Here is a 14,752-nt window from a genome sequence, read left to right on the forward strand (position 1 = left end):
TCATCTCCATCATTTAAGATAAGAAGTTCTGTAGCTACATCTCCGAATAAACCAAGCATTCTTGCTCCGTCTACCAGATTTCCACCGTAGTGTGCATCATGTGCGCTCATTCTCAGTCTGATCACTGATTTCATTTTTTCCATTTTTTCTTCCTCCTATACATACCTTCTGATGTGTGTTTTATGTTTCTTTCGAAACAGTCAACCATTAATAAGTACCTGCTGCAAATGCAGCTAATACATATTGTATAGCGCTCCACGCATCATGGATATATAGAAAAAAGAGTGGTTTTAGGTAAAAAAATACTATTAACAAATCAATTCCCGCCTTGTTTAATTAGGTACTACGATTTGCTAATAGTGCTCCATGATATCATGACAGTACAGAAACTGTACATCTCTGTCCCAAGTAAAGATTCAATCACGAATCAGTACTTTCGGCAACTTACTCCTTCATCTACATCATTGGAAGTGATTTTCCTTGACATTTGCGATTACCCAATAAGCTGCGCCTCTATTGTCTGCAATATGTTGTTTTTGTTTACGCGTTTATGTTACCACCTGGTAACCCCTCCTGTCAACTGGCACTTTTGTACAGAAACTAAGTATATTTTTTGTCTCTTTTGTATATTTCGCTGTTTTTTGTGTGTCAACCGCGAACACTATTCTTTCTTTCAAAGACTGCACTTGGTTAGTTATCTATATTACACAGTATTAACCGGTGACTTTTTGGTAACCTTTCCCAGAATTTTTTTTAATGCTTTACAAGCAATTTTTTTTATGATAAAAAGGAATTAGCAATCGTAATGTCAGGCAAATATAATACGCAGGAGGTATTTTATTATGTTGGTAGATGCGGGGTTTCTATCTATTATTCCACCGATTGTAGCAATTGTACTTGCCTTACTTACAAAAGAAGTTGTATTCGCACTTCTGGCAGGTGTTTTCTCTGGTACAATCATTTATTCAGCACTTGCAGGACTTGGTCCGTTTGGTGTGCTCTCTACAACAGTAACCATCATGATCGACAAGGTGGGGTCCAATGCCGACATGATCCTTTTCCTTTGCTTCTTAGGTGTTCTGGTAATTCTCATTACCAAAGCCGGTGGAGCAAGAGCCTACGGAGAATGGGCTTCCAGTAAGCTGAAAAACAGAAAGAGCGTTCTTTTTGCAACAGCTTTACTTGGTATTTTCTTCAGTATTGATGATTACTTCCACTGCCTGGCAGTTGGAACGATCATGAGACCTGTAACAGACAGATCCAAGATCTCCCGTGAGAAACTGGCTTACCAGATCGATGCCATCGGTGCTCCACTCTGTGTTATCATGCCGATCTCATCCTGGGCAGCTTCCGTTATTTCCTATTTCCCGGAAGATGGTTCTGTATCAGGTATGCAGACATTTATTCAGGCGATTCCGCTGAATCTGTATGCAATGTTATCTATTTTTATGGTTCTCTTCTTATCATTCAAGAAGAAATCCGAATTCGGACCGATGCTGGTAGCTGACAAACTGGCTGCAAAAGGTATCTTCTCATCACCAGAGGGGGATGTGACAGAAGACGACTTATCCAGCTTTGAGAAAGAGAACCAGAACGGCCGTGTATGCGACCTTGTTATTCCGATTGTAGTCCTGATCGTATCCTGTGTACTCTGTATGCTGTACGTTGGTGGATTATTCTCCGGTGAGGGTCTTTCCATCATGGAAGCTTTCGGTAATACTGTTGCTGCTACGGCACTTGCACTTGGTGCATTCTGTTCATTAGTATTTACATTTATTTACTACTTATGCCGTCGTGTTCTTACTTTCAAAGAATTATTCGGTGGCATCAGTCAGGGTGTTTGCACAATGGTTCCGGCTTGTATCATTCTTACTTTTGCATGGACCATCGCAAGCGTATGCCGTGACTACCTTGGAACAGGCGAATTCGTAGCACACGTTGTTGCTACCTCCGGTATCCCGGTTATCATCCTTGCTCCGATCATCTTTATCATTGCAGCATTACTTTCTTTTGCAACTGGTACAGCATGGGGCACATTTGGTATCCTGATTCCGATCATCATCTCTATCTGTTCCGTAGCAGCTCCAAGCATGACAATCACATGTCTGTCTGCAACATTAGCAGGTTCTGTATTCGGCGATCACTGCTCACCGATTTCAGATACCACCATCCTGTCCTCTACCGGTTCTCAGTGTAACCACCTGAAACACGTAGGTACCCAGATTCCATACGCAGTTATCGTAGCTGTGTGCTGTGCGATCGGATACGTCGTTGCCGGTGTTACAAACGGACTCGGACAGGCAGCAAGTACAGGTATTGCCTTAGTCGTTGCAATCGTAATCTTAACAGTTATCCTTCTGATTGCACCGAAAGTTTGGAAATATACACCTGAACAGCAGGAAATCATTAACTCAGTAGAAGATTAAATCTCTATATACTGACACTTCAAATTCTCTTAACAAAGCAAATGAGAAAGAACCGATGTAGAATACATCGGTTCTTTCTTGTTCTGTCAATACCCGGCTCTGCGTAAAGCGTTCATCTAGCCATACAAAAACTGCCCGTCCGTGTTTTCCTCTATAAGAATCTTTCACAGACAGACAGTTTTTTATTTTATATGTACTTATTTTTTAACTATTACTCCTTCTCATCCAGCAAATCCATTACATTATCCTGCAATCCAAGCAGACGGCAGATTCGGAATGCATCTCTCGGACAGTTTCCTTCATTTTCCACACGATACAGACCATAATTCATATGTGAAGCAATAACTGAAACACCCTTTTCGGTTCCTGCGGTCTGGATTTCATGCTGCACTTGATTTTCATCCATATCCTTCAGTCCTACAACCTGATAATGTGTTTTTCCATATTCCGCAACATGATCAAAATGTGTAACCAGCAATGCAACCACATGCTTCTGATTCAGGTATTTCGTCACTGCACGCACCAGAGCCGCTCCCTCATGAGGATTGGTACCTCTGGAAAATTCATCCAGCACTACAAAACAGAATTCTTTTTCCACATTTTCGATGACATCTTTCATCTGAATGATTTCTGCGCCAAAACTGGAAAGTCCTTTCTGTACCGACTGCAGTTCTTCAGAAATCATCTGGATATTCTCAAAGAATGGAATCTCGGCATAATCTGCATACACATAAAAGCCACACATGGCAAGCAACACGTTCAATACGATCGTTTTCAGTGAAATACTCTTTCCTCCCATGTTCGCTCCTGTGATGACCGTTGCCCCCTGGCACAGTTCCATGGATAACGGTGTGAATTCCAGTCCACGGTTTTTTAATACCGATGCGACCCATGGATTTGTCACATTTTCCAATTTAAAGCTGATTTCTGTGTTTGTATAACCATTCAGTCTTTCCGTATCTTTATACGTGCCACCTTTTTGTTCTCCACTCAGACCACTGAAAATCGGTTTTACTGCCTTTCCAAAATAGGTTGCTGTCACTTTCTCCAGCAGCAAATCCAGACGTCCGGTCACATTTGCATTGTAAAGCATAGCATCCAGATATGGCTGCAGCTGATTCGTCAGCCGTTCCCGAATAATCTGCTCCTCCTCTTCTTCCTGAAGCACCACTTCATGCCGCATGTTCTGATATTCTTTTTTTGTCTCCTCCGCAGCAATCTCCATGGATTTTTCCAGTTCCCGCTTGCGTTTGCGGATTGCATCCAGCTTCTCAGAATATGCCTCATAGATGTAAAAACTTGGAATCCGACGCCCATCAGGATCTAAAATATCCAATGCCGCTTCCAGATCCATATAGTTCATCCCGGTCATTTTCGTCTGACCGTTCACATAATTTGCCTCACCCCGGGCCTGCTCTGAATAAATCAGGAAATTTTTGATTTCAAATAATTCAATGTCATTCAGACACATTTCCCGTGCCTTTTTGATGGTCGGCCGCACATCCTTCATCTGCATAAATATACGACGCAGATGATTAAGCTCCTGCCTCAGATCATCTTTTTTATTCATAAGTTTTTCCAGATTGGACAGTTCTTCCATCAAAAGATCCTGCTCCTCCACCGTATACGGTGTCAGCCGCCGCACCCGTTCCTGCCCATAAGGTGAGGACGGATTTAACCGGTCCAGAATATACTGCAGTCCCACACTGCTTTTTTGTTCATATGTTAACTGAATCATGCGAATTCCCCCATAATTTTCTCATACTCGTCCCTGACATTGTATACAGGAACGTCAATTGCTGCAGACATTTTCTCCTTAAATTCATCTTTATCAAAATGGAATCCATAGGCAGAAAACGGATTGATCGTCACAGCCAGAAGCTGCAATGCATCTGCCACTTCAAACCGTAATCCCTTGATCTGCAGTTTTTCATACATGTCACTGGAAAGCAGGATCTTACTGCCATCCAGAAGTACCATTTTCTTTCCTTTGAGATCCGTATTGGACATGATCAACGTTTTCACCATGGCATCCGTCAGTCCCCCCTGAACAACGATGTATTCCGGTGGATTTTCCGCACCTTTTCGCCAGATTTTTTCCGGTGTCACACGTTCCTCCGGCAATACGATATGTTCCGGATCCGCCACCGGGATGTACTTCATGTCATTTTGATTCCAGAGTTCCTCCGGCACATTAAAAGGCGCCTGCGGCAGTTGCAAAATCTCACAGGTATATGCGGTATCCCGCACAACCGTAGCCAGGCTCTTGTGATAAGATGCACCGGTACACAAAATCGTGCTCTGGCTTACCTTTCTGGAACAGAGACTTTTTCGTCCCAGAGCCCCGTCGATCAGAATCTTGTCCACTCCATATGGCCGGATCAGATCCGACACCGCCGCCAGCTGACTCGTCATGGATGGCCCTGCAATCTGCACAAATCCATCTGTCCTTGCCTTAAAAATAATGATCTCACCCATCGGTGTATAAATCCCGGTGGAACATAAAATCTCCCGGGTTGTATCGCAATATTTCAGCAGATCTGCTGCTGTTGCGACAATCGTTCCCTTATAAACAAAAATGCCCGGCTTCACCGTATTAGTTACCAGGTCCGTGCTCTCGCCGTCTCTGCCCACTGATGTGGCACCAAAAGAAACCCCGCTTTTCTTCAGCTCGGCGATCAGCTGATTCAACGTGGTTGTTTTTCCTGCATTTTTACACATACCGATCAGGGAAACAGAATCGTAAGGTGCTACCAGTTCGTACAATGATTTCATACTTACCTCCATAACAACTACATCTCAATTCCTTTCCTTGCCGGTACTCCTTTTTCAAATGGATGCTTCACCGCATTCATGTTTGTGATATAATCCGCCAGTTCCACAAGTTCCGGCTTCGGATTACGTCCCGTCATAACTACTTCAAGCTGCTCCGGTCGATTCTTCAAGAACTCTACTACTCTGACGGTATCGATCAGTTCCGCATTGCACAGATCCAGCATCTCATCCATCACAAGCAGCCGGGCCTTCTGCTCCACGGCAGTCTCTGTCACTTTCTCAAATAATGCTGTGTAGGCAGCCTTTGCCTCCACTTTTTCCTCCGGTGTCATCAGAAAAGAAAAACCGAAATGATGATCTTCCACCAGAACCGTAATATTCGGTATCTTTCGTAAAATATTCATCTCACCGGTTGTGCCATCCTTTAAAAACTGGGAATATACAACCGGGAAGCCATTTCCTGCACAACGGATCGTCAGACCAACCCCCGCGGTCGTCTTACCCTTGCCTGTCCCCTCATAAATATGAACAAGTCCCTTCATTTTTGCTTCCTCCTTACATACTTTTCTCCTGCATTTTGTACAGAATAACCCCCTAGAACCACTTCTTTTTACTATCTCAATCATAGCATGCCGGCATCTGTTTTACAAGTAATATCCCATGATAAAGCGGGCATTCGCAATATTCCTCATGCATCTGGTCGCATCCTCGCGGAGCGTTTTTATGTAATAGGAACATTACGTAGTAATTTCCTATTACATAAAAAGCGCTGCTTTCATGTCCTGTCTGACACAAAAACAACGCTTTTTCACTTTAACGTTCATTCATTGCATTACTCAATATCTTGATCAGCTCCAGTACACTGGCAAACTGATATGTGATATTTCCTTCGATCCACTGAAGTTCACCCTGCCAGGACGAATTCTGGCGGTATCTGACATTCAGCAGAAATGTACCTTCCGTTCCACGTTTTGCCACCACATCTTCCGGTGTACAGATTTTTTCTGGCTTTGCCTCCACAACATGCTCCTTTTTTTCAAAAGAACGTATCTGTGTCGATGCTTCCGGAAAACGTAACTGGTCAAAAAATGTTTCCGCTGCTTCGATCATGCGGATAATATTGCTGAACTTTACTGCTTCTTTACTGTAACAATGATAAATTTCTCCTGACATTTCGCCATCCACAATACTGTCAATGCAGATACTGATCAGGTTCGGCACATGCCAGGCAATTGGATGGTTCCACTCCATATTTTATGCCATTCCCCTTCATAATCTGTCTGTCCTCACATTTCATACACAGACACTAGAATTTGTTATTCTGCATTTACCATGCACTCTGCTCATCCTTAAACTGAATCGGCGAATCCAGATTTTCCACATCTGCTACAGATGATACGAAATACTCCAGATTTTTTGCCCAGCTTTTATGTTCTCTTGCAAAATATTTGCGAATACGGTCAAAAATCATACCACAATTTTCTTTGTTTGTGCCGATCAGGAGGATCAGATACTGAGAAGCACTGTATTTTGTAAAGGAATCCCCCCGGCGCAGACAATGCTGCACGGAGTTCTGCATTTCCTCCATCATGATTTCAAGCTTCTCCGGTTTCTCCATCGGACGACCTTTTCCATCCGTCACGCTGCAAAGCATCAGGTAGGCGGACTGTCCGCTTCGTTCCATCATACGTGCAACCAGCCGGTAACTGTCCCGGAAACTCGGAATGCTGCAGTAATATGCGCCACCCGGTACATCCTCCTCTTTCAGACGATTCTTGATATCCTGCAGTTCCCTCGGTTTTGTATCATTGATCTGGCTGCTCATCTCCTCAAACTGTTTCATGAGTTTTTCCGACGGGCTGATACCAAGTTCTTCAAAAAACAGTTTTGCGGTACACTCGTATTCTTTTAAGGCTTCCCGGTAACGTTTTAGTCCGATATAGCACTCAATTTTTACCGACTGCCATTCATCAAAAGGATACAGTTTGCAGGCCGGATCGCAAAATGCCAGTGCTTCCTCATAGTCACCTCTTGCTATCAGAATCTCACAGAGTTCTTTCAATGCCTGTGTATAAATCTTTTTGTACTGGATACTCGCAATCAGTACCCACTCTTCACCAGACAGATCCGGTAAAAATTCTCCGTGATACATCCGGCAGACTTCTTTTAATAAGTCTTCTTTGTGCCCGGCATCCTCGCAGGCTTCTACTTCTTTATATAATGCTGCAAATACCCTGGCATCTACCTCTGTCTCCATCGGTGCCTGCCAGCTGTAAATACCTTTTTTGATATTTACATACTCTGCCTCAGGTAACCCTGCTTCCACGATCATCTTTTTCAGACGATGAACCGTTACACGAAGGTTATTAGCCGCATCGGCCAGTTCATCCCGCCCATACAATGCAGACAGAAGTTTTTCTCTGGCAATGCCCTGTTCTCCATAATATAATAATATCTGAAGCAGTTTCATTGCCTTAGTCGTGGTGTTCTTTCCAAATGATATCGGCTGCTCCCCATACATGACCGAAAAATCTCCCAACATGTGGACTTCCAATTCTGCTAATTTCTCATTCATATTTTTTCCTCGTTTCTCATTAACGATTTCCCCTTGCCTAACTTCATTGTAAAAGTCCATCACTTGTTTGTCAATCAAAATTTGTATACAGAAATGCATAAAAAAATATTTCGCAAGCAAACAAATTTGTCAAGGAAATTCAAGTATGATATACTTATCTTTATTAAAATCATGTTGATTGAACGACGATCTTACAGAGGGAAGGAGGCTGATTCCGTGCGATCTCACAGTCAACTGCACCGGAGTCTGTGCAGACACGGATGCATCCTTTCCTTTTTGCTGATGCTGTTCATTTTACTTCTTACGGGATGCTCTTTCGGCAGTGGAAATGCTTCAGATACATCCCCTGCTGCAAAGGACTCCGGCACCAGAGATGCCACACCACAGGTTCTTGTGGCAGAGGCTTCCGGCGAAGTAACTTACGGTTCCGACATTGTCTCGCTGGATGCTTCCCACACTGCAGACGGTTATCTGATGCTGCGCTACAGTGGAACCAATGAAAAAGTTAAACTTCAGATCACACTGCCGGACAGCACAGAGTATACATATCCAGTCACAGCTTCCGGGGACTATTCCGTTTATCCGCTTCCCGGCGGAAACGGTTCCTATAAAGTCACGTTACTGGAATCTGTCTCCGTGGAGGACAATTTGTATGCAGTCTCCTTTACCCAGGATCTGGATGTTGAGATTTCCAATGAATTTTTACCTTTTTTATATCCGAATTTTTACGTGAATTTCACAGCAGACTCTGCCAGTGTAAAAAAAGGTGGGGAACTTGCACATGGATGTTCTTCTGATCTGGATGCCATCACAAATATTTACAACTACGTAATTGAAAATATTTCCTACGATCAGAAAAAGGCGGATTCTGTTCCATATGGTTACATTCCGTCCCCGGACGATACTTTAAGTTCCGGTACCGGTATCTGTTTTGACTATGCGTCACTGATGTCGGCCATGCTCCGTTCCCAGCGGATCCCGACGAAACTGGATGTCGGTTATTCCGGCGATGTTTACCATGCCTGGATCAGCTGTTATGTCACGGAAGTAGGCTGGGTGGACAATATCATTGAATTCGATGGAAAGAACTGGTCCATTATGGATCCGACCCTGGCAGCAAATAACAGTGCTTCCAATGTAAAAAAATATGTCGGTGACGGCAGCAATTATGTCACGAAATATACTTATTAGAATAACAGCCTGTATGTAACATTTAATTTTCAGAAATAATGAATGAATGGAGGAAACAACGAATGGGAAAGCAGACGCAGCAAAAATCTCTATCCAATCCGGAAATTGCGTCATTCTGCGGTGAAATGTCCATGATCTTAAAATCCGGCATCTCAGCGTTAGAAGGTCTGGAACTTCTGATGGAAGATACACAAAACGAACCGGAAAAGGCACTGATCGATGAAATGTATCAGGCCATGCTGGCAGGAGATGCCTTTGCGGATGCACTGGAAAAGACCGGTGTATTTCCATCCTATCTGGTCCGAATGACACAGATTGGTGAGGAAACCGGACGTCTCGACGATGTCATGGAATCCCTGTCACAGCACTACAACCGGGAGGATTCCTTAATCCGTAATATCCGGAATTCTCTCTCCTACCCTCTGATTATGATCATTATGATGTTTGTGGTCATTGTAATCCTTGTGACAAAAGTTATGCCTGTCTTTCATCAGGTATTCCGGCAGCTTGGCACGGAAATGACGGGACTTTCCCGTGGCATTCTCATGATTGGTAACGGACTTTCCCGTTATGCGCTGGTTTTTATCGTGCTGATCGTAGGCCTGGTGGCATTTGGCATCTACCTCACCCGCACAGCAAAGGGGCGTGTCCTGCTCGGCAAATTGGGGCATGCCTTCCGTCCTTCCCGTGATGTTTCCGAAAAATCCTCGATGTGCCGTTTTGCAGGTGCTATGGCACTGGCATTAAAAAGTGGCCTGACACCGGAACGTGGACTGGAGTTTTCCCAGAATCTGATCGAAGATGAATATTTCCGTCAGAAGATTGCAAAATGCTGTGAAGAAATGGAAAACGGTACCGAACTTTCCACCGCACTGGTCAAAACCGGTGTATTTACCGGTGTGTACGCCCGCATGACTTCCATTGCCGGAAAATCCGGTAGGATGGATGAAGTGATGGAACAGATCGCGGACCGATGCGAAGAGGAACTGAATGAGCGAATCACCTCCTTTATCGCAATACTGGAACCAACTCTGGTCATTATCCTTTCCGTAATCGTCGGAATCATCCTTCTGTCCGTCATGCTGCCGCTGCTTGGCATTATGGCTGGTTTATAACAGGAGGTGACCCCCGATGCTTCATCGAAAAAAGGAACGCTTTTATCACGGCAGACATGCGCATCCCTTCCGGAATCTGTGCCTGTCCCTGCTCGTATTTTTCTGTATCTGCGGATTGTTTTTCAGCGGCATCTCACACATGTCCGCCCAGGCAGTCCAGGAACAGAAATCCAGTCTGGAAAATGCCCTCTGGCGCGGCGTGACCCAATATTATACGCTGGAAGGACGCTATCCGGAGACGCTGCAGGAGCTGAAAGACACTTGCGGCATCCAGTATGACACAACCCTCTTTTTTGTGGATTATCAGATCGCAGGAGCCAATATCCTGCCGGATATCACAGTGATTGAACGACAGGAGGCACGAAAATGAAACACAGGAACGAACGCAGACATGTCATTGATTTTTTGTTTCCTCTGGCACTCTTTTTTGTACTGACTGCAACTTCTGTAGCGTTGGTGGTACTGGCCTCCGGTATTTACAGCCGGCAGGTTGCTGACTCGGAAGATTCTTTTTCCAGCCGCACGGCACTGTCCTACGTGACAGAAAAGTTGCATCAGAGTGACGAATATGGTGCCATTGATGCAGGAACCTTTGATGGCCAGGATGCTATTATCATTCATCAGACTTATGCGGATCAGCCATATACCACTTACCTGTATCAGTACGATGGATATCTCAGAGAACTTTTCATTCGGGAAGATGTCTCTGCCAGCGCATCCGCTGGCCGCAAGATCCTGTCGGTAAAGGACTTTGCATTTGAAGAATCACAAAATGGTCTTTTTCACCTGTCCTGTACCAACGAGGATGGCAGCATTTCTGATACTTATGTCAGTGTCAAAAGTACACCGTAACCAATAGGAGAACGTTATGAAACGAACACCTGCAAAACGTTCCAGCTTGTTTTTACTGGAACTGATCATAGCAATTTTATTTTTCAGTCTGACCTCAGCGGTCTGCGTGCAGATTTTTGTACGGGCCCATCTGATCAGTCGTCAGACCCGGGAACAGAATATGGCCCTGGAAAAAATATCCGGACTTACAGAAGTCTTTCTCGCCGGTGATTCCATTCAGGATCTGCCGGGAGTTACTTCTGATACTTCTGCTGATTCCTCATCTTCTTCGGAAAATACTGCTGCCGGTTCAGATACAGACAATTCCACTCCGTCAGAGGTTTCCGAATACCTGATCTATTATGATGCAAACTGGCAGATCTGCAATTCTGGCGAGGCAAGTTATCGGATTCTGATTCAGATTGAACCACAGGGAGCTCTGCAGCACGGTACTTTTTCTGCTGAGCGCGTTGGAACTGATCATACAACAAATTCTGATTCCATGATTTATTCCATGGAAACAGATTTCTGTCCGGCACCGGGAAAGGAGACGTCACATTCATGAGAAAAAAGAAACACGAATCCTGGCCGGGATTTCAGATTGGTACTTCTTATCTGCTGGTCATTTTTATCATTCTGTGTCTTGTGACCTTTGCAACCTTATCACTGTCCAGTGCGTTAAAAGACCAGTCCTACACACAGAAAGTTGCTGATCATCAGACCGCTTACGCCTCTGCAAGCGCCAAAGCATCTGCCCGACTGGCAGATATTGATACTGCCCTTCAGTCAGAAACACCTTACATGGCATTACAGGAAATCAATGATATCACCATCACTGATGAGAATAGCGAATGGCTGATCAGCTATACAATTCCAATGACAGACAGCCAGAATCTGGAAGTTTCCATACTGGCAGATCCATCGGATGGCTCCCGCCGCGTCGTATGCTGGAAAGAAGCTGCCGCATCGCAGTGGACACAGCAAACAACCCTTCCGGTACTTGGAAGCGGAGCAAGTAAAGATTAAAAATGGGGGAACTATTATCATGAATTTAAATGAATTATTGCAAAAAGCAGTCACCGATCATGCATCGGATATCTTTATTGTCGCCGGTCTTCCACCTTCCTATCGTGCAAACGGGCGGATTCTTCGCGAACATGAAGAAAAACTGATGCCAAAAGAGACGCAGGCCTGTGTCGAAGAAATCTACAAATTAGCCGGAGACCGTGACATTTCCAATTTATTAAAACGCGGCGATGACGATTTTTCTTTTGCTATTCCGGGCCTGTCCCGTTTCCGTGTCAGCGCTTACAAACAGCGTGGCGCCCTTTCCGCAGTTATCCGTGTCATCACCTTTGAACTACCGGATCCGAAAGATATCGGCATCCCACAATCCGTCATGGATTTTTCCGGATTATCGAAAGGTCTTGTTCTGGTCACTGGTCCTGCCGGAAGCGGAAAATCAACGACCCTCGCCTGTCTGGTCAACCAGATCAACCACACCATGGAAAAACATATTATCACATTGGAGGATCCGATCGAGTATCTGCACCGCCACGACAAAAGTATTGTCAGCCAGCGTGAGATCAGTATCGATACCCAAAGCTATGTCAAAGCCCTGCGCGCTTCCCTGCGTCAGAGCCCGGATGTCATCCTGCTTGGAGAAATGCGTGATTATGAGACCATCGACGTGGCCATGACAGCTGCCGAAACCGGCCATCTGGTATTTTCCACCCTTCACACCATCGGTGCTGCCAATACCGTGGACCGTATCATTGATGTCTTTCCAGCCAACCAGCAGCGTCAGATTGCAGTTCAACTCTCCATGGTGCTTCAGGCGGTTATCTGTCAGCAGCTGATCCCCTCGGTAGACGGCACTCAGGTTCCTGCTTTTGAGGTCATGACCGTGACACCGGCCATTCGAAATATGATTCGAGATAACAAGATCCCGCAGATTGAGGGGACCGTATATTCTGCAAATAAAGAAAACATGCATTCCACTGATTACAGTCTGCAGATGCTTGTCAAAGAAGGAAAAGTTGCTCCTGAAGTGGCACTTACATATGCGTCCAATCCAGAGATGTTAAAAAAGAAGCTTTAAAAAAATGTCCATACAGCCATATTCTCATATTGCTCTCTGGTTCCATCAGCCTCGCAACCTCCTGTAATAATACGTATTTTTCGTCTCCTCATGTACAATCGGTTTTATTTTATATCGTTTTTTCATATTATGTCAATATGATTAGTATATTATTTTATAATTGATATTTCTATTTCGTATTACTGCTTCTAATATAAGTTTGATAACTAATGTAAATATCGTAAACATTTGTATTATTTAACAAAAAAGCTCTTTCTTTCTTCCTTGAAAGACGTTATAATGTGTGAGTTACTCATTTCATTTAACAAACTAAGGAGAGGGAAGTTATGTTAGAAAAATTTTTCAAGCTCAAAGAAAACGGCACAAATGTCAAAACTGAGATTATTGCCGGAATCACAAGCTTCATGACCATGGCATACATTCTGGCAGTCAACCCAAGTATCATGTCTGCCGCCGGTATGGATCACGGAGCTGTCTTCACTGCAACTGCACTGGCTGCATTTATTGGTACACTCGCAATGGCACTGTTTGCCAACTATCCATTTGCTCTGGCACCGGGTATGGGTCTGAATGCGTACTTTGCTTATACCGTAGTTCTCGGTATGGGTTACAGCTGGCAGTATGCTCTGGCTGCTGTTTTCGCAGAAGGTATCATCTTCATCGTTCTGTCCCTGACAAACGTACGTGAAGCAATCTTCAATGCGATCCCGCAGAATCTGAAATCTGCAGTCAGTGTTGGTATCGGTCTGTTCATCGCATTTATCGGTCTTCAGAACGCACACATCGTTATCGGCGGTTCCACACTGCTTCAGCTGTTCTCTGTAGACGGCTATAATCAAGTAAATAACGTAAATGCTACATTTAATGATGTAGGAATTACTGTTCTGCTTGCGATCATCGGTATCATCATCACTGGTGCTCTGGTTATTAAAAATGTCAAAGGAAATATCCTCTGGGGTATTCTGATCACATGGGCACTGGGCCTGATCTGTCAGGGTGTCGGACTGTACGTTCCAAACCCGGAACTTGGTTTCTACACGCTGATCCCGGATTTCAGCAACGGTCTGTCTATCCCGAGTATTGCTCCGATTTTCTGTAAAATGGATTTCTCCGGTATCTTATCACTGAACTTTGTGGTTATCCTGTTTGCATTCTTATTCGTAGACATGTTTGATACCATCGGAACTCTGATCGGTGTATCTACAAAAGCAGGCATGCTGGACAAAGATGGCAAGCTTCCACGTATCAAAGGAGCATTACTGGCTGACGCTGTTGGTACTACTGCTGGAGCTGTTCTCGGTGTTTCTACAACCACAACATTCGTTGAGAGTGCTTCCGGTGTATCCGAAGGTGGTAGAACAGGTCTGACATCTATTACAACAGCCATCCTGTTTGCACTGTCTCTGCTGTTATCCCCGATTTTCCTTGCCATCCCGTCCTTCGCGACAGCTCCGGCACTGGTAATCGTAGGATTCTACATGCTGACAAATGTGGCAAATATCAACTTTAATGATGTCATCGAGGCAATTCCATGTTATATCTGCATCCTGGCAATGCCGTTCTTCTACAGCATTTCCGAAGGTATCTCTATGGGAGTTATCTCTTACGTGGTATTAAATGTTATTACAGGTAATGCAAAGAAAAAGAAGATCAGTCTGCTCATGTATATTCTGGCAGTATTGTTTGTTCTGAAGTATATATTCCTGTAAAAATTCATTCTGTATATCAGATGTTGGAT

General features: G+C 44.3%; 14 protein-coding genes, 1 pseudogene and 1 riboswitch. Of the genes and pseudogenes, 9 read left to right on the plus strand and 6 right to left on the minus strand.

Going from position 1 to position 14,752, the window contains the following annotated elements; all coding sequences use genetic code 11:
* Positions 1–134 (minus strand): annotated as a pseudogene (locus tag Q0I54_RS02300) (3-aminobutyryl-CoA ammonia lyase); the annotation flags it as partial.
* A gap of 215 nt (positions 135–349) precedes the next feature.
* Positions 350–524: riboswitch (Lysine riboswitch) on the minus strand.
* Positions 525–842: 318 nt separating this feature from the next.
* Here Q0I54_RS02300 and Q0I54_RS02305 point away from each other — a divergent pair.
* Positions 843–2,426: a Na+/H+ antiporter NhaC family protein gene (locus Q0I54_RS02305; RefSeq protein ID WP_296116101.1), complete on the plus strand. Its 1,584-nt coding sequence runs from the start codon at positions 843–845 to the stop codon at positions 2,424–2,426.
* Between the two features lie 211 nt (positions 2,427–2,637).
* Here the strand turns inward: Q0I54_RS02305 and Q0I54_RS02310 are convergent, their stop codons facing one another.
* The 5 genes from Q0I54_RS02310 to Q0I54_RS02330 all read right to left on the minus strand — a co-directional run bounded on the left by Q0I54_RS02310 (position 2,638) and on the right by Q0I54_RS02330 (position 7,776).
* Positions 2,638–4,164, minus strand: a complete 1,527-nt coding sequence (locus tag Q0I54_RS02310; RefSeq protein WP_296116102.1) for a MutS-related protein — start codon at positions 4,162–4,164, stop codon at positions 2,638–2,640.
* On the minus strand, positions 4,161–5,201 hold the full coding sequence (locus Q0I54_RS02315; protein WP_296116105.1) for a hypothetical protein: 1,041 nt from the start codon (positions 5,199–5,201) through the stop codon (positions 4,161–4,163). The genes Q0I54_RS02310 and Q0I54_RS02315 overlap by 4 nt, the downstream gene beginning before the upstream one ends.
* 17 nt (positions 5,202–5,218) lie before the next feature.
* On the minus strand, positions 5,219–5,743 hold the full coding sequence (locus Q0I54_RS02320) for a cob(I)yrinic acid a,c-diamide adenosyltransferase (protein WP_294787024.1): 525 nt from the start codon (positions 5,741–5,743) through the stop codon (positions 5,219–5,221).
* A gap of 271 nt (positions 5,744–6,014) precedes the next feature.
* On the minus strand, positions 6,015–6,452 hold the full coding sequence (locus Q0I54_RS02325) for a hypothetical protein (RefSeq protein WP_296116106.1): 438 nt from the start codon (positions 6,450–6,452) through the stop codon (positions 6,015–6,017).
* 76 nt (positions 6,453–6,528) lie between these two features.
* Entirely contained in the window at positions 6,529–7,776 is a 1,248-nt protein-coding gene (locus Q0I54_RS02330; protein ID WP_296116108.1) for a BTAD domain-containing putative transcriptional regulator, read from the minus strand.
* A 216-nt stretch (positions 7,777–7,992) separates the two neighbouring features.
* On the opposite strand from Q0I54_RS02330, the gene Q0I54_RS02335 reads away from it, so the two are divergent.
* The 8 genes from Q0I54_RS02335 (at position 7,993) to Q0I54_RS02370 (ending at position 14,723) form a co-directional block, all read left to right on the plus strand.
* Positions 7,993–8,967 (plus strand): transglutaminase-like domain-containing protein, encoded by a 975-nt coding sequence (locus tag Q0I54_RS02335; RefSeq protein WP_296116109.1) that lies wholly within the window; start codon positions 7,993–7,995, stop codon positions 8,965–8,967.
* Between the two features lie 62 nt (positions 8,968–9,029).
* Positions 9,030–10,082, plus strand: coding sequence for a type II secretion system F family protein (locus Q0I54_RS02340; RefSeq protein WP_296116110.1), 1,053 nt, complete (start codon positions 9,030–9,032; stop codon positions 10,080–10,082).
* Positions 10,083–10,098: 16 nt separating this feature from the next.
* Positions 10,099–10,452 (plus strand): hypothetical protein, encoded by a 354-nt coding sequence (locus Q0I54_RS02345; protein WP_296116112.1) that lies wholly within the window; start codon positions 10,099–10,101, stop codon positions 10,450–10,452.
* Positions 10,449–10,934, plus strand: a complete 486-nt coding sequence (locus Q0I54_RS02350; RefSeq protein ID WP_296116114.1) for a DUF4860 domain-containing protein — start codon at positions 10,449–10,451, stop codon at positions 10,932–10,934. The genes Q0I54_RS02345 and Q0I54_RS02350 overlap by 4 nt, the downstream gene beginning before the upstream one ends.
* Positions 10,935–10,950: 16 nt before the next feature.
* Complete coding sequence (locus Q0I54_RS02355; protein ID WP_296116116.1) at positions 10,951–11,478, plus strand: hypothetical protein; 528 nt, start codon at positions 10,951–10,953, stop codon at positions 11,476–11,478.
* The gene (locus Q0I54_RS02360; protein WP_296116118.1) at positions 11,475–11,939 is read left to right on the plus strand and encodes a hypothetical protein; all 465 of its coding nucleotides are present in this window, start codon (positions 11,475–11,477) and stop codon (positions 11,937–11,939) included. The genes Q0I54_RS02355 and Q0I54_RS02360 overlap by 4 nt, the downstream gene beginning before the upstream one ends.
* A gap of 19 nt (positions 11,940–11,958) precedes the next feature.
* On the plus strand, positions 11,959–13,014 hold the full coding sequence (locus Q0I54_RS02365) for a type IV pilus twitching motility protein PilT (RefSeq protein WP_296116119.1): 1,056 nt from the start codon (positions 11,959–11,961) through the stop codon (positions 13,012–13,014).
* 326 nt (positions 13,015–13,340) lie between these two features.
* Positions 13,341–14,723 (plus strand): NCS2 family permease, encoded by a 1,383-nt coding sequence (locus Q0I54_RS02370; RefSeq protein WP_296116121.1) that lies wholly within the window; start codon positions 13,341–13,343, stop codon positions 14,721–14,723.
* Positions 14,724–14,752: the final 29 nt, after the last annotated feature.

Origin of the sequence: uncultured Eubacterium sp. (assembly GCF_934295145.1) — a bacterium.
In the GTDB taxonomy this organism is placed as follows: domain Bacteria; phylum Bacillota; class Clostridia; order Lachnospirales; family Lachnospiraceae; genus Eubacterium_I.